Annotated in this window: 15 protein-coding genes, 1 tRNA gene, 2 pseudogenes and 1 other annotated feature; of the genes and pseudogenes, 8 read left to right on the plus strand and 10 right to left on the minus strand. The window is 44.7% G+C overall.

The features are described 5' to 3' along the window. Window positions 1-1,105 precede the first annotated feature (1,105 nt). Window positions 1,106-1,678, plus strand: coding sequence for a PadR family transcriptional regulator (locus tag G358_RS0128820; protein WP_019640724.1), 573 nt, complete (start codon window positions 1,106-1,108; stop codon window positions 1,676-1,678). Beyond that, entirely contained in the window at window positions 1,662-2,642 is a 981-nt protein-coding gene (locus G358_RS0128825) for a BtrH N-terminal domain-containing protein (protein WP_019640725.1), read from the plus strand. The genes G358_RS0128820 and G358_RS0128825 overlap by 17 nt, the downstream gene beginning before the upstream one ends. Window positions 2,643-2,917: 275 nt before the next feature. On the opposite strand, the gene G358_RS0128830 is transcribed toward G358_RS0128825, so the two are convergent. After that, on the minus strand, window positions 2,918-3,289 hold the full coding sequence (locus G358_RS0128830) for a winged helix-turn-helix transcriptional regulator (RefSeq protein WP_019640726.1): 372 nt from the start codon (window positions 3,287-3,289) through the stop codon (window positions 2,918-2,920). Between the two features lie 151 nt (window positions 3,290-3,440). On the opposite strand from G358_RS0128830, the gene G358_RS0128835 reads away from it, so the two are divergent. Further along, on the plus strand, window positions 3,441-4,031 hold the full coding sequence (locus tag G358_RS0128835) for an NAD(P)H oxidoreductase (RefSeq protein WP_019640727.1): 591 nt from the start codon (window positions 3,441-3,443) through the stop codon (window positions 4,029-4,031). A gap of 190 nt (window positions 4,032-4,221) precedes the next feature. Continuing rightward, entirely contained in the window at window positions 4,222-4,701 is a 480-nt protein-coding gene (locus G358_RS0128840) for a DinB family protein (RefSeq protein ID WP_019640728.1), read from the plus strand. A 282-nt stretch (window positions 4,702-4,983) separates the two neighbouring features. Here G358_RS0128840 and G358_RS0128845 read toward each other — a convergent pair whose 3' ends face one another. The 6 genes and pseudogenes from G358_RS0128845 to G358_RS0128860 all read right to left on the minus strand — a co-directional run bounded on the left by G358_RS0128845 (window position 4,984) and on the right by G358_RS0128860 (window position 8,796). Further along, complete coding sequence (locus G358_RS0128845) at window positions 4,984-5,553, minus strand: SF0329 family protein (RefSeq protein ID WP_019640729.1); 570 nt, start codon at window positions 5,551-5,553, stop codon at window positions 4,984-4,986. Window positions 5,554-5,660: 107 nt separating this feature from the next. Further along, window positions 5,661-5,840, minus strand: a pseudogene (locus tag G358_RS34195) (hypothetical protein); the annotation flags it as partial. Then, window positions 5,779-6,270 (minus strand): MerR family transcriptional regulator, encoded by a 492-nt coding sequence (locus G358_RS0128850; RefSeq protein WP_338042738.1) that lies wholly within the window; start codon window positions 6,268-6,270, stop codon window positions 5,779-5,781. The gene G358_RS0128850 and the pseudogene G358_RS34195, both read right to left, overlap by 62 nt. Before the next feature lie 268 nt (window positions 6,271-6,538). Then, window positions 6,539-7,312, minus strand: coding sequence for a DUF2935 domain-containing protein (locus tag G358_RS0128855; protein ID WP_019640731.1), 774 nt, complete (start codon window positions 7,310-7,312; stop codon window positions 6,539-6,541). Between the two features lie 291 nt (window positions 7,313-7,603). Continuing rightward, a pseudogene (locus tag G358_RS34450) lies at window positions 7,604-7,840 on the minus strand (group II intron reverse transcriptase/maturase); the annotation flags it as partial. A 98-nt stretch (window positions 7,841-7,938) separates the two neighbouring features. After that, on the minus strand, window positions 7,939-8,796 hold the full coding sequence (locus tag G358_RS0128860) for an arginase family protein (protein WP_019640732.1): 858 nt from the start codon (window positions 8,794-8,796) through the stop codon (window positions 7,939-7,941). Between the two features lie 104 nt (window positions 8,797-8,900). On the opposite strand from G358_RS0128860, the gene G358_RS34685 reads away from it, so the two are divergent. Further along, a complete protein-coding gene (locus G358_RS34685; RefSeq protein ID WP_084662921.1) occupies window positions 8,901-9,083 on the plus strand; it encodes a lecithin retinol acyltransferase family protein in 183 nt (60 codons plus the stop codon). On the opposite strand, the gene G358_RS32000 is transcribed toward G358_RS34685, so the two are convergent. Then, window positions 9,055-9,285 (minus strand): P-loop NTPase family protein, encoded by a 231-nt coding sequence (locus G358_RS32000; protein ID WP_019640733.1) that lies wholly within the window; start codon window positions 9,283-9,285, stop codon window positions 9,055-9,057. The two genes, G358_RS34685 and G358_RS32000, sit on opposite strands and share 29 nt — an antisense overlap. A gap of 839 nt (window positions 9,286-10,124) precedes the next feature. Then, window positions 10,125-10,197: transfer RNA gene (locus G358_RS0128875), tRNA-Ala, on the minus strand. A 441-nt stretch (window positions 10,198-10,638) separates the two neighbouring features. On the opposite strand from G358_RS0128875, the gene G358_RS0128880 reads away from it, so the two are divergent. Both G358_RS0128880 and G358_RS0128885 read left to right on the plus strand, forming a co-directional pair. Next, window positions 10,639-12,513, plus strand: coding sequence for an Ig-like domain-containing protein (locus G358_RS0128880; RefSeq protein ID WP_019640735.1), 1,875 nt, complete (start codon window positions 10,639-10,641; stop codon window positions 12,511-12,513). 68 nt (window positions 12,514-12,581) lie between these two features. After that, window positions 12,582-12,853 (plus strand) — a binding site (T-box leader). Window positions 12,854-12,944: 91 nt separating this feature from the next. Further along, window positions 12,945-14,648, plus strand: coding sequence for a 2-isopropylmalate synthase (locus tag G358_RS0128885; protein WP_019640736.1), 1,704 nt, complete (start codon window positions 12,945-12,947; stop codon window positions 14,646-14,648). 301 nt (window positions 14,649-14,949) lie between these two features. On the opposite strand, the gene G358_RS0128890 is transcribed toward G358_RS0128885, so the two are convergent. Beyond that, a complete protein-coding gene (locus tag G358_RS0128890) occupies window positions 14,950-15,744 on the minus strand; it encodes a helix-turn-helix domain-containing protein (protein WP_019640737.1) in 795 nt (264 codons plus the stop codon). Between the two features lie 174 nt (window positions 15,745-15,918). Here G358_RS0128890 and G358_RS0128895 point away from each other — a divergent pair, with 174 nt between their 5' ends. After that, on the plus strand, window positions 15,919-16,368 hold the full coding sequence (locus tag G358_RS0128895) for an SRPBCC domain-containing protein (RefSeq protein ID WP_019640738.1): 450 nt from the start codon (window positions 15,919-15,921) through the stop codon (window positions 16,366-16,368). Window positions 16,369-16,971 lie beyond the last annotated feature (603 nt).

Consider the following 16,971-nt stretch of genomic DNA (forward strand, 5'->3'; position numbering starts at 1 on the left):
TCCTTTGCTATGTAGCTCTGAAATGGTTGGTCTTTCCACTTTCCATTTTAACCTACGAGATGTAGCAATGTGGAGGGCTGTCTTTTGTTTACGTTCATCATAGCTAGACTCTGGTTAACAGACAGCTGCCTCCTACTCAGTACGTGGGTGCTGGCCTTCGCACTCTATGTACGGTCTGCCTGCTAAGGACTGGATGCTCATTTGCCTCCGCACCCTGCGCAAGGTCTGCCCCCGGGGTTCAGCCCAACCCAAATCCAAATAGAACGACACACTTGCACGACCAGCAGCAATAGACGGCGAGCAGAGACATAGAAGGAAACCTTCATGGGACCCCTCATCGTCGAACTAATCCTCTCCGCAGACGGTCTGCTTTTGCATGATGCCTACGGGAGGCATGAGCCAAGTCCGATCCGACGTGCCGAAACTGACCTGGCTGTCACAGAGAGCCGCGACAGTCAGGGAGGTCTTCGAGATATGTGTTTTTTATCAAGCCGGGCGCAAGGGCAATCGAACCCCAACCTCTTAGCTGCCAGCGATGCGCTCACCCACTTATCATCATTTGCTCAGCCTAGAGCGAGCATTTTGAGACTGAATGAAACCCTCTACGAAGATAACCTCTGTAAAAAATCCACCATGATCTGAATGAATCCCTTCCGTTTTTCGAAATGAATATCTGCCCGGACTTTATCGTGATCATTTCATTCCCTTTTAATAAGACTATGGGCCCGTGCAGCATCCTCGTCGCTGTTAGCTGCATACAGTACTACATCTTCCCCCTATCATGTTTCCGCTTTGATATATACGGAAGGAATGTTTATGTTGGACAAAATCTTATCTTGTACGCGCCCTTCAAGCCACGTATCCGCATGGATAACTGAGTCAAATTCCAAATTCTAAATCATAATCGCCCAAGTAAAATATGTCATGAATCCATTGGTAGGGAATAAACCATACAGTATTGCCCTCAGTATTCAAATTTCTTGCCAGTATGCTCAAAACAGGGTCTCCCCATACGTTATCGTTTTCTAGTAGATTCGGTGATTGTTCTTTTATTACACCCATGTTATATTACACATATGAAATATTGGTGATAAGGGGTCTTTCCATGCAAATATTATCAAATGTCGAATTCATGCTCCTGCAAATAATCGCTGAATATCGTCAAGCTTCCGGGTACGATATTAAGAAGTTAGTTGATCAGCGAGGCTACAGAGAATGGACGAATATAGGTACCACTTCGATCTATGCAGGATTGAAGAAACTTAGCGATAAAGGATGGATCGCATCCTTGGAATCCGATGAGAAATCCGGCAAGGGACCATTGCCGACAAGGTTTTCCCTCACTGAAGCTGGTATGCTTAAGCTGCGAAATGAAATTCTTGACAGTCTGTCATCTGCACGGGAACGTGATAATCGCTTCGATCTCGGTTTGGCCGCTTTGCCCTTTATCAGGAAAGAAGAAGCTATCATTGCTTTGCAGAAACGGCTGGATTTCCTTGGTCAAGCCTCGATCCAGATAAGACAAAAGTACGAATCACAAGGCGGCGTTAGCTTGCCGTTGAACGTAAGAGCACTGTTCTTACATCCGATAAGCCTAATCGAGAGTGAGCAAGGGTTCGTTGCCAGTCTAATTAACGAATTGTTGGAGGAGACAAGGGAATATGACCACAGTAATTGAAGATTTCGTTCCTTACCAAGGCGAACATTGCGAAACAACTGCCATCGGCAATTTGCTGCAATATGCGGGTGTCTATTTGTCGGAATCGATGTTGTTCGGACTCGGGCAAGGCCTTGGATTCATATACTGGGATTCGAAAGCAATGGACTTTCCTTTCATCGGGGGAAGGGTAAAACCGGATATATTGACCGCCAACCTCGCCGACCGACTCGGCTTGACCGTCAGATTTCAAGAAACCTCGTCCGTCAATAAAGCGTGGCAGAACGTACGGAATTGCATCGAACATGGAATTCCGGTTGGGCTGAAATTAGATTCCTTTTATTTAGATTATTTTAAGAACAAAGTGCACTTTGCCGGTCACTATGCGGTACTTTACGGTATAGATGAGGAATACGCCTATATGGCGGATACCAGACAACAGGGCGGGCGGGTGAAGACGCGTTTGACAAGCTTGGCCGCGGCCAGAAACGCAAAGGGACCCATGAGTTCCCGGAATCGTTCTTTTACGTTTGAGCCAATTGACGCTTTACCGCCTCTCGTTCCCGCAATACGCGAATCCTTGACCATGAATGCGCATGACTATTTGAACCCGCCTATTCGTAATATAGGCAATAAAGGCATTGTTAAAATGAGCGATGAAATCTTGAAGTGGCCTTCCCGCAGCAACAATCTCGATCATGATTTATGTTTGACTGCGTTGCTAATGGAGCGTGCGGGAACCGGCGGTGCTTTGTTTCGGAATCTGTATCGGGATTACTTGAAAGAATGCGCTGATCGGTTGGAAGACCCCAGGATTGAACAAGCCCACCATTTATTTACGGAAATCGCACCAATGTGGGTCAGTGTCTCTGCATTGATCGATCGTGCGGGAAGAACAGGCGATCACAAAGAGCTCGTGCAAGCATCAAAGCTTTTACTCGAGATTGCGGATAAAGAACGCACAGCTATGGAGTTATTGTTGTAAGGGATTTACACTTGCAACGAACGAAAGCATTATTTTCGGCGCGCATTCATAATCAAAAGGACAATATACCATTTGCCGATACCATGGATGTCCTTCAACTCACACCAAGGTTCGCCTTCCCCCGCCATCATACAAAAAAACCGATCCAAGAGGATCGGTTTCAGGCTGTCGACAAAGTCCATTGTCGACAGTCTGAAAACACGCCACTTTTTTGGCGTGTTTTGTCATTTATTATAGTAGATCCAAGAGGGATCGAATCCCTATCCTCATCGTTGTCAGTTACACTCCCCCAACTGAATTTTAGTGTGCGGATTCTTACTTGTACTGACATTGATATAATGCTCTCCCCATACGCTTAGTTGGTCTAATATCGGCTTCAGTGATTTTCCGAGTACACTCATTTCGTAAACAACTTTCGGCGGAACCTGGTTATAAATCGTCCGGTTAATGATTCCGGCCTCCTCCAATTCCCGAAGCTGCTGCGTCAGCATTTTTTGGGATAGATTGGGAATCTCCTTTTTGAACTGGCTCGGTCTCATTGGCCCGCAATTTAGATAGCACAGGATCAATAGCTTCCATTTCCCCCCTATTACATCCAATGTCGCTTCTGCAGGGATATTATAGAACTGAATCGACTGATTTCCCATAGATATGCACCCTCTAAATCGTGTTTTAGTTACTTATCCGTATCTATAGCACTTTTCGGTTCCATAAGAACAAAAAAGTGCGTTCTTCCTATATTTAACAATATCATACATAATGCAATTGTAACATATCGAAAAAGGAAGGAGACAAAATGTGAACGTTTTAACTGTTGTATCACACCCAAGGCTGCAATCACTTACGTTTACTGTTGCAGACAGATTTACTCAAGGCCTCATTGATGCAGGTCATCAGACAGAGATTCTGGACTTGCACCGCAGCGGATTTAATCCTGTACTGTGGGAAACAGATGAACCTGACTGGTCATCTAATCAGAAGAACTATTCAATTGAAGTAGAAGCTGAAATGGAACGCATGCGGAAACATGATGCTCTTGCCTATATCTTTCCCGTATGGTGGTACAATTTGCCCGCTATGCTCAAGGGGTATATTGATCGGGTATGGAATAACGGTTTTGCGTATGGCTCCAATAAACTGCACCATCAACAGGTGTTGTGGATTGGTCTCGCAGCCGATTCGAAAGAAAGCATGGCAAAGAGACAATATGATACTATGATGAACCATCAATTGAACGTCGCCATAGCTGGTTACTGCGGGATTGAAAACAGCAGGGTCGAAATTTTGTACAACACCTTGGGTACAAACACGGAAGTACATGAACAGTTGCTTATGCAAGCATACGAGCTCGGATTCAATTATGATCATGCACAGGTAAGGGCGAAATAATGGTAACTCAGGCCACCTCGATGTATTGCCACACGAAATCGCGCTATTTAAGGGGATCTGTGCGCTGGCGAACTAGGAGGGTTCCATCCCATAACATCTATTATCGTAATTATTGTTACTTTCTGGGCTGTTATGGAATAAAATGGGAACATAGGTTCCCACCACACTTTATAGCCTGGAGGTTCCCGATATGATTAGTTTAGGCAAACAAACGATTCATCGGTATAAAGAATTTATAGAATGGTCGGATACATTATATGAATTGGACGATAACATTTGGTTAACTCCAATCGCTGAAGGGAAGGCAACAGTCGCGGAAATTGTTTCGCATCTTATGAATTGGGATAATTACCTCATCAATACGATTATCCCTGCGATTAAAAATGGCGAAGGAATGATCTTTCCAAATTTCGATTCGTTCAATCAACAAGCTTATGAATATGCCTGTTCAGGTATTTCTAAAAATAGGTTGCTCGACGAATTCAACCAAACCTGTCTTCAATTGGTTGAGATCATGCTAACTGAGCCGGATGTCGCCACTAAAAATGTAACCGCAAACGGCGTAGAAAATTGTCCACATACAGGCACTCCCTACTCCTTGCTTTACATCATCCACGAATTTATAGTACATGACATTCATCATAAGAACCAAATTCTATCCATAATCTAACCGTCCCCTTGTGGGGTTGCTTTCTTCATCTTCAACATGCTCTAAATTGCTGAACAGTCGTAATGTTCGCCCCTTGTTGCGGCTATTACATTGAAGAATGAAATAAAAAATACTTTTGAAGAAGCTATTAACAACTATACACAAAATAAAGGATCTGCAAGACTATAATAATGAGATGGTTCACTATACTATCATTGTATAACAAAACCCGCCAAACACCTGGGAATTTTGTGTTTAGCGGGTTCTTTAGTTATAACATAAGTTGCCCTATCTCGATATCCATTAGAACGTACTGAGCCTTAACTTATAAAAATATTGCACAACCGGATGCTCCAGCTTGATTTTTTCGGACATGTTTAAAATTCGCTTTTTCCCGACTCGCCTGTCCACCAATGCCAAGATATTCAACAATATATCCTTGCTTTCGATGCTCTCCTCAATAGACGTGGACAAAAATTGATTAGCTACAGCTATAAAATTGGACTTACTAAGTGAGGATTGTGCTGCCATAAGCTCTTTTGCCAATTCGGATATTTTTCTGCCTCGCGCAATGACGACTAAACGATCTTCCGGAATCTTGCCATGACTATCATTTCTGACAGCTTCTATTTGTTCATGGCTGATCGGAATATCGATACTCGCATCATTTTTAATGTCCTGCTCCGATTGATACCATTTGATTAAGGTAGTCGTATCGTTCATATTCAGTATATTTTTCTTATTAACCGCGATATAACAAATCCCTGCTTTATCGGGCAAATAACGATAACCAGTTGCACGGTATTCCACTTTTCCTTGTAACGAAGGACTGAGAAAACTCTCTAATTGCTGCTTCAATTTGCTCCAGGACATGATATTCTCCTATGTTTGATTTTTATGTTTGATCAAGAATTGTCAGAAATTATACTTACTTGCTTTGAGCGAGTCTACAAAGTTAGAAGAAAACTCGGACATCTCTGTTACCGTAGCTTCAGACTACCGGACTGTTTTCTATTCATTCTCGCACCCAGTATGATCAGGGCGACATAGATTACGATGGCAATCGAATCTATAATTGTATCCGCAAGCGCCGAAACGTCAAGCAATGCCGTTACGCCAAGTATGACCATCAAGCGGACGATCAAGATCGCTACGATCATCCTTTCGAATATCCTTGTAAAGCTCACGGACGAATTCTGCCAACTGCTGGTCGCTTTCCTTATTAAAGTCTCTTAACGTTTCGGCTGTTATATTGAGCAGCCGGCTGACCCTTTCCAGATGGTCAATCTTCTTGCGCGTATCTGCATTTTTAGCCTCGAGGAACGCCGCAACCTCTTCGCAGTAAGCAGGATCGATATTTTCCGTCTTGCCGAAACTAAATTTCCCCCTGATTTCGTCAAGAGAAAGGTCAGCATACTGCATGATCTGAATATTCATCAAGTTTATGAGATCGTCCTTCGAATACCTGCGGTACCGATTGTCTTCCCGGAACGGCGAGACGATCCCAGTCCGGTCATAATATCGAAGCGTATCCTTGGAAATCCAAGCATCTGTGAAACCTCTTGTATAGAATAAAGTTTTTCCATGAATTCAGAATAGCATTTGAGTTGACCCCAATGTCAAGTCGCTTTTGACTTTTTTCTCAATACATATGCGCCAACGTGGGGATGATGTCCGAATCTTTGATTGAATATCCTGACCTCTTCACGGCTAGCGATGCATCTCCCAAGATGGATAGTTTCACTGCTCCAAAAACCACAGTCCAGTCAATCGGCAATTTATATTGAACCAGAAATAAAAAAGTCCACGATGATACGTGAACTTATATTGCGTCTCATATTTTTAAGTAGATAAGCCCTTAACGCACAACATCGTCCTCTAAGTTTCTCCATAGGTGATGGGCTTCCCTAGCAATATGTTCCAACAAGTCGGGCGGGGAAGTCGTTGCAGCCGCACATTCTTTAATTAAAGCATCCAATTCCAATTTAAACGCTTCTAGTTCCTTAGCTTCTTTAATGATGGTTTGGTTGAAGGCATTTAATATGGGTGACTTGTCATGGCGTGGGCGGCGAAACATGGTTTGATGAGCAGTTGCTTGCATGAGTAATCGTTCAAATTTTTGCATCATATTTGTCACTTTAAAATTCAGGTCGTAATTAGATATATCTAAATAGTGTCGTATATAACCAAGATGATCCGCCATTTGTCTCAACCAAAAGACGTTTTCATGAATGGTTGCGTCAGCGGGTGAAACTTGGGCGCCGCTCTCGATTAATTGAAATACTCTTTGCGACTCCTCCGCCTCACGCACCATATGATCAAGCAAAGATACCGGAGTAGAAATTATTATATTACAGTTCAAAGACCGATCCATTGTGTGAGTTAATAAACTATGGAATTCGTGGGTAACGTGCTGTGCCTCATGCAATAAACTGCCGATTTCGGCATTTTTTGATTCCGCTTTTTTCCAAACTTCCCCCAAGCGCTGAATCATATGCTGGTTCGCACGGGCCAATTCTAATTCATAATGGCTAATTTCGCGATCCAAAAATCGTCCGTGGTCATAATCATTGCGCAACCAAAAAGCAAGAATCCCGTAAACATCTCTCTCGTAATTATCTGTATAGGGCATAGTACACCTCATCTTTAAAGTTATATCCACCTGTTATTTGTTACTTGATGATCAATGTATGTGGATGCACTTGTCTGGGTTCTTGCCTACACGATGAAGTGACCTATAAAAAAAAGCAGAACAGGCTGCTCCATATGGAACATCCTCTTAGTTATTGAGCCAAAGGCGCGCGATCTAAAACCCTGGAGTTCGGCCCAAGCGAACTCCAGACAATCGAGTAGGAGGGAGTGACTAACCCCCGTCCTCTCACACCACCGTACATGCGGGTCCGCATACGGCGGTTCCAAAAGGTTAACAAAGTTCCAGGTAACGAGAAAGTAAACTTTTCAGCCCTTTTGCTTCCCAATAGGAGGTCGGGAGGGCGTTATTAGTGTTACGGGACATTTCCCAAGCACCGCGACGAGAGTTTGCCATGACATGGCAGGCCCACTCCGGAACACCAAGTGCCCTCAGTTCACGGATTCGGGTTCGTACCCGTCTCCACTGTTTCCATAGGCACATGCGGAGTCTCCTGCGAATCCACTGGTGGAATCTTTCACAGTGACCCAGCTAGCGCTTTGCAACACGTGGAACGACAAAGTGGAACGCCCGCTCCCGTAAAGAGCAAGCGTTCCGCTTTAATGACTTCATTTATTTAGAATTGGTAATTCTCCAAGCAGATTTTTCAAATTGATTGCATCCCACGGCATATGTTCCGTTATACCTAATCCAACGACATCGGCCTCTTCAGATAGTTCTTGAAGCAAATAAAGCAGTTGAGGCAATTGCATGGTTCCAGCGGCAGAAAAATCATAAGGCGTTGCAGGGTTGGCGAATAATAACGAACGAAATGCCTTCGGGTCAAGTACATCTAAATCAAGATGAATAGCCAGATGCTTAATACCGTGTTCATTAATCCATTCTTTTACAGATTCAGTACTGTTCATTAACTCTTGGGTTCCGGCAGTTTTAATACCCAGTCTTTGAATGATTTCAACATCTTGTTCTGTAGGAGAATTTAGTCCCGCGATAAAGACATGTTCAGGTCTAAGAGGGATATTCACATGTTTTGCGAACTCTTCATCTCCTTCTCCCAGTAGATTCCCGAGCGGTAATGTATGTCCATAGTCATACACTACTATTCTAGTCAAATCGGTGTGAGCATCGATCCAAATTAATCCCAATTCCCCACCGTACCGTTCATTCAGATAGGCAACCGGAGCTTGTTCAACTAAGCAATCACCGCCAAACATGACAATGCGATCCGGCTTATGAGCTTTAAGTATATACTGAGCAGCCTCTAATTGTGCAATGAGGTATTTTCTCCCATACGTACCATTTTCGTTAACAAGCGGCGTTCCATCATAAGCATGAACTGGAACTTTAATAAGAGGTTGATCATTGTCCGGAGCCAGCCAAGCCAGCAATTCGGCTCCAAAAGCATAGTTAGGGTTATTTCCTCCTTGCCATTGCGGCATTAGAAGACGGATTGTCTTGTCGGTCATTTCTTCTCTCCTTTACTTCAAAGTAAGATAAATATAGACTGAAAACAAATTATTAAGTAGTACGCACTATTTTGATAGGTACTATCCGAAAGGATAGTGTAAACATGAGCGTGGACTGTAAGGAAGCATCAACCTTAAATATCAAGGATAGACCTATCACTCACTCCAAAGAAGCTGCCGTTTCGAGGGAGTGTTCCAAACTTGGACAAAGCAGTTATAATGTCTTTTCAAATAACTGCGAGCATTTTGTAAATTGGTCTAAATATGGAGGATATATCTGTGAATAATGCCGATTATCGTGGACATCTTTGCGATCTCCTCCAGAGTGTGACTGGAGATAAATACAGTCACCCCATGCTGCTCGGCAAGATTTTTAAGCGGTTCACGGATTTCCACAATTCCTTCCGGTTCCAGCGCATTCGTCGGTTCGTCTAAGATCAGAATTTCCGGGTTGTGGATGAGCGCTTTGGCCAGACCGAGTTTCTGCATATTCCCTAACGATAAATCCTTGGCTTTGGTATATCCGCATAGGAGACCAACTTGAACTTCTCCATCACAGCGTTCACGACTCCTGGATCAGCAATTCCGCGCTGCTTTGCGAAAAATTCTAGATTTTCTAATAAGATTGATATCCTCCTGTGTTAACCGCTTCTTTTTTGTGCCCAACACTGTCTTCACTGCATTCTCAAACCCTTTGTCAACGAAATCAATAATTCCCATGAAAACAGCTCTCTCAAATAGGGTTCGAAAATAAATCTGTGGAAGCGATCAATCTCTTGGTGATAGAGGGCAAAACTCGAGCTTAAGGAAGTAGGTACCACTTAGGAAGCACAACAAAAAAACGTAAGTACCGATTTAACGGTGACCTACGTCTTGTTTGGACTAACTCTATGCTAATAAAAAAATGAGATCTCTGACATTCCATAGGCAAAGTATGGTGGAGCCTAGGGGGATACTCCAATCTCAACCCAACTTGCTCACGATGATCATTCAACGAGGACAACCCTAGCAGTAGATTGCAATGCCGTGCTCGTCCGCCTCCGGATCCCTGCGCGCGGTCTGAACCCCGGGGTTCGCTTTCCCCCGCCATCATACAGAAAAACCGATCCAAGAGGATCGGCTTGTTTACATGTATGGAGCCTAGGGGGATACTCCAATCTCCACCCAACTTGCTCACGATGATCATTCAACGAAGACAACCTTAGCGGTAGATTGCAATGCCGTGCTCGTCCGCCTCCGGATCCCTGCGCGCGGTCTGAACCCCGGGGTTCGCTTTCCCCCGCCATCATACAAAAAAGCCGATCCAGAGGATCGGCTTTTTACATGTATGGAGTCTAGGGGGATCGAACCCCTGACCTCTTCGCTGCCAGCGAAGCGCTCTCCCAGCTGAGCTAAGACCCCGTAGTTATCATTTAAATTGCCTTATCTTTCGGTAACATAACTTTGGATAGCTTGGGTAGTCTAGATAACATACTCACCCTGCCCAGACTATCTCCCAGAAGCGACTATTTTATTGTATTAAATTGCTTACTAAATGTCAACCTCTTTTACTTTAATTTTTTCCCTATCGAATAATGATGATTTATAAGCCTTACCTCTCATGCCTTAAGTAGGCCCAGCGCGCCCTCTTACTTTTTATCTCGTTCCAAAGTAATGAAAGCTAGTTGTCTACCACAAAAGAAAAATAATTACATTTTCATAGGGATATATGCTCTTGGTGGGATTAATATTATTCCTTTTTAAAATCATAATGAACATATACTCAAATCAGTCACAATTAACAAACACACATCTGGTTAACTCATAAATAACATATTTAGAAATTGAGAGGAGTTGGAGCACTTGTTGAAAGCTTTTATCCGCAGTACGAGCATTATCTTTACCATGTTGGCAGTCCTATTGTCTGGTTTTGGTATTCCAGGATTATCTCATCACAGCTTAGCAGCTACAGATCCAGCATCAGCTTCAGCCACAGATTCAACATCAGCTTCATCTACAGCCGCTTTGACCTCTGATCCAGTGCCGTCTGTCAGCGAATGGTCAAGGGAATTTGGGAATCAATCCGCAGGCAATGGCGTGATCGCCACTTCGGATGGCGGTTACCTATTATTAGGCAATACTGACGAAATTGGACAATCGGGTTACACTGACACCCTCGCCTATATCGTAAAAACAAATTCAGAGGGCGTACCGGAGTGGGAGACGAAAATAAACTACTCCTCCAATGACTCTGCAAAAAATGCAGTGGAGACGAGGGATGGCGGTTTTTTGGTGATCGGTTCGATAACCGATTACAGCGAAAAACCGTACAGCGTCGTATACTTAGTCAAATTGGACGCAAACGGTAATATCCAGTGGGAAAGTACGTATGACGATCCATCAACTTACAACAATGCACTTTCCGTCATTGAAGCTGACAATGGCGAATATGTCATCGCCGGATTCGGAGCGAACAGCGCCGGGATTTACACCGCCTTTGCCTTGAGAACAGATATCTATGGAAACCAGCTGTGGTACAACAAATACAGGTTTGGGAATGATCAAGTATTTTATGATATTACACCTGCAGTTGATGGCGGTTTTATTGCTGTAGGCAGCATTACTAGACAGGATCATGAACCAGCGGACATTCAAAATGCCCTGCTCATCGTCAAACTGAACGAGCAAGGAAATATCGAATGGACGAAGCAATATCAAGATACCAATGCAAGCATCCTGGCGTATGCCATTATCCCAGCCAAAGACGAAGGTTACCTGATCGGCAACCGTAAAAACAGCTCCGGTCAATCTAAGTACATTCTGACCAAAATAGACGTAAACGGCAGCATACTTTGGGAAAAGAACTATCCAGCGAAAACCGAGGCTGGCACTAAATCATTTAACCAGCTAGTTTCTACCGAAGATGGCTACGCTCTGATAGGATCAAACGTTAAGGGAACCTATCCAAATCAAATCAGACAATACGATGTGCTTACGGTCGATGATGATGGACAAGTGCTGGGTGACTATTTGTATGAGGAAACAGCACTTAGCAGCTTTGGCAATGGGGCGGCAGCCTTGGATGGAGGATTTATCGTTACAGGTACGATCAAGCTCGGTGACAGCTATAGAGCTCATTTAAGCAAACTGCCGAAGCCCGCGAAGGATTCGCCCCCTGCAGAGCCGATCCTGACCATGATTGCTTTTACAGACAATGAGAAAAAGATTCCCGCAGGCAGCAGTGTGTCAACCGTTATTCAGGCCGTCTATTCCGACGGTTCTGTCAACGATCTGTCTAACGCAGCACAGTACCGTATCGAGGACCCCTCCATCGCCGAGGTAGACAGTTCGGGCAATGTTACAGGAATTTCACCAGGCAATACCCGGCTGCTAGCCAGCTATGAAGGGCTTGAAGCTGCATTGCAAATCTCCGTACTCCCCAAGGAACATAATGGAACCGAACCGGAAACGGCCAGCTTCTATTTAGATTCCACTGAATATTCGCTTTCGGTTGGGGAAAGGCTCGATACAAGAGCTTTCATCTACGATGAAGCGACTTCTCAAACATTTGATATTACACACCTGGTAACGTTCTGGAGCGATAATCCGGAAATCGCCGATTATGATGAGGAAGGCAACCTTGTTGGCCACAAAGCCGGAATAATTAATGTATATGCCTCCTACAATGGGGACACCAAAACTGCTTCGGTTCAAATCGTGCGCTCATTTATCCCGTGAGGACTTGAATTTTTTTATTAAAAATATCTTGATTCCCTCGCAGCGTTGTAGTAAACTAACGTCAATATTCAAATACGTTGAAGAGGAATAGTAGGATTGACGCAAGCGCCCAGAGAGCTGTTGGCCGGTGCAAAACAGCCGCAAGCCAAATCCGAACTCACCTTGAAGTAGCTCGCTGAAATTGTATTAAAGTAGGTGGAGCCGGAGCCTAACCGTTACAGTGGGAGGATATAAGGCCGTATCTCATTCGAGACGCAGCCCGTATCCGGCAGAGTGCATACCTTTCGGTATGAATCAGAGTGGTACCGCGTAAGCTGACAAACAGCCTTTCGTCTCTAATGTTTATGGAGATGGAAGGCTTTTTTATACTCCAAACACAAATAAGTAGTAAATTAAGGAAGATCCAATCCGAGGGAAAGGTGGTCATTTTCATGAAAAATGCAGAAAAATACACAAGAGGTTATTTTATGCCTCCGCAAACGAGCCTGAAATGGACGCAGAAGGAGTATATTACTGAAGCTCCTACCTGGTGCAGCGTCGATCTGCGCGACGGAAACCAAGCCCTCGTCGTACCGATGAACCTGGAAGAGAAGTTGGAGTTTTTTCAATTCCTGGTGAAGCTCGGATTTAAGGAAATCGAAGTTGGTTTCCCTGCAGCCTCTGAGACGGAGTATGCTTTCCTGCGTACGCTGATCGAGCAAGATCTCATTCCCGACGATGTGACGATTCAGGTGCTTACCCAGTCCAGAGAGCACATTATCCAGAAGACGTTTGAATCGCTCAAGGGCACGAAGCAGGCGGTAGTGCACCTATACAACTCTACCTCCGTAGCGCAGCGCGAGCAGGTTTTCCGGAAATCCAAGCAGGAGATTATCGATATCGCGGTGAACGGAGCCGAGCTTCTGAAAAAATATGCGGCAGAAACCGAAGGCAACTTCAAATTCCAGTACTCGCCGGAGAGCTTCACCGGCACCGAGGTCGACTTCTCGCTGGAAATTTGCAATGCCGTGCTCGACGTATGGCAGCCGACCGCAGACAACAAGGTTATCATTAACCTGCCAGCCACGGTCTCCATGTCGATGTCGCACGTCTATGCCAGCCAAATCGAATACATGAGCGATCATATGAAATACCGGGAAAACGTCATCCTCTCCCTGCATCCTCACAATGACCGGGGGACCGGTATTGCCGATACGGAGCTGGCCTTGCTTGCTGGCGGCCAGCGTGTCGAAGGCACGCTATTCGGCAACGGAGAGCGGACGGGGAATGTGGACATTGTTACTTTGGCCTTGAACATGTACTCCCACGGCGTCGATCCGAAGCTCAATTTCGGGAACATTCTGGAAATCATCGAAGTTTATGAGCGTATGACCAAAATGAAAGTGAACGAAAGACAGCCATACGCCGGCAAACTTGTATTCGCCGCCTTCTCCGGCTCGCACCAAGATGCCATCGCCAAAGGCATGAAGTGGCGTGAGGAGCATGATTGCGAGCATTGGACCGTTCCTTATCTGCCGATCGATCCGAAGGATATCGGCCGCGAATACGAGGGCGACGTTATCCGCATTAACAGTCAATCCGGCAAGGGCGGCATCGGCTACCTGCTCGAGCAGCATTACGGCCTGGATCTTCCGCCAAAAATGCGCGAGGATTTCGGCTACCGGGTCAAGAACGTCTCAGACCGGCTTGCCAAGGAACTGGTGGCGAATGAAATTTACGATATTTTCAAAGAGGTCTACGTCAATATTCAATCACCTGTTGAGTTTATCAACTATCGCTTCACGCATCATGACGATTACGAGACAACCATTACAGTTAAAGTGAGCGATGAAACTCAAGAGCTTAAGGGCGTCGGTAACGGCCGCTTGGATGCGATCAGCAATGCCCTGCAATCGAAGCTCGGCGTCAGCTACAGCAATTTAATCTACAAGGAGCATGCGCTTGAAGTGGGCTCCAGCTCCCAAGCCGTATCCTATGTCGGCATTACAGCTCCCGACGGCAAAGTCCATTGGGGCTGCGGCATCGACGTCGATATTATGACCTCCTCGGTCAAAGCGCTGTTCAGCGCTGTGAACAATATGACTCAGGAGCAAAACGAACAGCCCGCTGCCAAAGAGGCCGCCATCAAAAAATAACCAAACAACCATGCTTCCCCAAGGGGAGCATGGTTGTTTCATCTTCAACAATCCATCCTACTTGGCTCAAATCCATCCTGTTTGGCCCAATTCTATCCTGCTTGGCTCGAATCTATCCCGTTTGGCTCAATTCTAACCTGCTTGGCTCGAATCTATCCCGTTTGGCTCAATTCTAACCTGCTTGGCTCGAATCTGTCCTGTATTCGCTGGAAACTGCTAGGTTCGTAGATCGTCTTCGCCAAGTGATCGCCGGGAGCAAGTTGAAGCGGGATTGCAATCCCCCCTGGGTAACAATGAATTATTAACCGTTGCCTTTTGCATATTGCTTGGGAGATTTGCCTACCGCTGCTTTGAAATCTTTACTAAAGTGGGCTTGGTCGAAATAGCCGAGATCCATCGCCAATTGAGTCAAGTCAACTCCACGTTCGATTAACTCGATTGCCTCATGCATTCGATAGCGCCGAATGACCCATTTAGGGCTCACACCTATATACTGATTGAACCAACGTTGCAATGTCCTCTTGGTTATGCTGAACTGATCGACTAATTGTTCGACTTTGGTGATGCCAGCATTATAAACGATCTCATCCACCACTCCATTAAGCAAGTCAACCGTTTTATCAGGTTCAGGCATACTTTTTCGTAATAATTGTTCGACGATTATAATCTTCTCTTCTTTATTGTTAAGAGAAAACAGTTCCTCTTCAAAGGTGTTAACATCTAGGGTAAAGTAGTCTGAAATATTGACCACTTTATCGGTAAGTGTAGCAACAGGCGCTTGAAAATAACAATGAAAAGCCCCAGGCCTGAAAAGAATACCAACAATCTGTCCTTCCCCTTGCAGAACATTTACAGATCTTCGGCTTTCTATGCCGCGTATATACGAATGTCCACGCTGGAAAACCACGTTTACTCCCGGATGTTGCAAAACTTCTTGGGAATAAGAGGGCTGCCCTCGTAAATCCCAGTCGACAAGCCAATAATGCTGAATGAAAAATTGGAGATCCTTAGACGGAGCGTGGCGGGAAATTGAAAACTTATTTTTACCTGTTTCATAGTTTAAAATTCCCATATTCGGATTGCGATTGTTGTTCACTTGGTTCACCCCCTAACCCGAAAATCGATATTATTCATAGGTTGGCGCGATTTTACAATAATTAATGTAGGAAATATATTATGATTTCACTATAAACTACTATTGTTCTTAACAGACGAAGTAAAATTCATTAAACGAGCAGAAAATATTACTTTATAGTGGGAGGAACTAATCATGAAATTGGAGTATGTATTTTATATCGGCACAAATCCTGAGCAAGTGTGGGATGTTTTGGTCAATCCGGAGAAATCATTTAAAGCATTCATGGGCGGAGTTATCCAATCAACATTTCAGGTAGGCGACGACATTCAATTTGTAGGGCCGGGCGCTGATGGAGATGAAACTGTACAAATTTATGGCAAACTGCTTCAATTTGAACCGAACCGAATTTTGAGCTACACGGATCATCCCGGCCCTTCTCACTTCGCCGAACATGCTCAGATGGAAAGCCGGGTTACTTTATCTTTGGAAGCAGTAGGGGGATGTACGAAGCTGCATCTTATTAACGATCAATGGACAGAGAACAATCCTCTTTTCAGTAAAACAGATCAGTACTGGCCGATGATACTAAGTAACATTAAGACAATTGCGGAAACTGGAAAATCTTTAGATTTCGGTTTCTAGCCAATTGTTGGGGCTGCGGAAGTAACAATGGCGGGAAGGCACATAACTCCATCGAAAAAATCATACTCCATAACTGACTGCGGAAGCAACAATGGCAGGAGGGCACTATACTGGCAGTGTGGAGGCCAGAAGTGACTCCATAAATGCAAAGGGTGACTCCATAAATGCAAAAAGTCCGACCTTTTCAGGTCGGTTTTTTGTATTTACCGGGCAGTTGGAGAGGAGAACCCGAAGGGTTCGCCCGCACATAAGGAGCGAAGGCGGGAGAGCGCGGCACATACTCTGTAGGAGACACCCGACTCTTGTTTGATTTGATTCTAGCTATGATAAACGTAAACAAAAGACAGCCCTCCACATTGCTACATCTCGTAGGTTAAAATGGAAAGTGGAAAGACCAACCATTTCAGAGCTACATAGCAAAGGAGAGCTGATACTATGCAGTCTATCACAAAATTCGTCGGTTTAGATGTATCCAAAGAAAAAATTTCGGTGGCCATTGCGGATTCAACCGGGGAAGCCCCTCGCTATTACGGGAGCATTCCACATTCGGCGGCGGCACTTCGTAAACTCATCAAAGAACTGGGGCCAGCCGATCCCCTTTCG

Source organism: Paenibacillus fonticola DSM 21315 (genome assembly GCF_000381905.1).
Taxonomy (GTDB): Bacteria; Bacillota; Bacilli; order Paenibacillales; family Paenibacillaceae; genus Fontibacillus; species Fontibacillus fonticola.

Coding starts and splice junctions, on each gene's coding strand:
- G358_RS0128820 (WP_019640724.1), top strand. CDS start 1,106: ATGCAAATATTATCAAATGTCGAATTCATGCTCCTGCAAATAATCGCT.
- G358_RS0128825 (WP_019640725.1), top strand. CDS start 1,662: ATGACCACAGTAATTGAAGATTTCGTTCCTTACCAAGGCGAACATTGC.
- G358_RS0128830 (WP_019640726.1), bottom strand. CDS start 3,289: ATGGGAAATCAGTCGATTCAGTTCTATAATATCCCTGCAGAAGCGACA.
- G358_RS0128840 (WP_019640728.1), top strand. CDS start 4,222: ATGATTAGTTTAGGCAAACAAACGATTCATCGGTATAAAGAATTTATA.
- G358_RS0128845 (WP_019640729.1), bottom strand. CDS start 5,553: ATGTCCTGGAGCAAATTGAAGCAGCAATTAGAGAGTTTTCTCAGTCCT.
- G358_RS0128855 (WP_019640731.1), bottom strand. CDS start 7,312: ATGCCCTATACAGATAATTACGAGAGAGATGTTTACGGGATTCTTGCT.
- G358_RS0128860 (WP_019640732.1), bottom strand. CDS start 8,796: ATGACCGACAAGACAATCCGTCTTCTAATGCCGCAATGGCAAGGAGGA.
- G358_RS34685 (WP_084662921.1), top strand. CDS start 8,901: ATGAGCGTGGACTGTAAGGAAGCATCAACCTTAAATATCAAGGATAGA.
- G358_RS32000 (WP_019640733.1), bottom strand. CDS start 9,285: ATGCAGAAACTCGGTCTGGCCAAAGCGCTCATCCACAACCCGGAAATT.
- G358_RS0128885 (WP_019640736.1), top strand. CDS start 12,945: ATGAAAAATGCAGAAAAATACACAAGAGGTTATTTTATGCCTCCGCAA.
- G358_RS0128895 (WP_019640738.1), top strand. CDS start 15,919: ATGAAATTGGAGTATGTATTTTATATCGGCACAAATCCTGAGCAAGTG.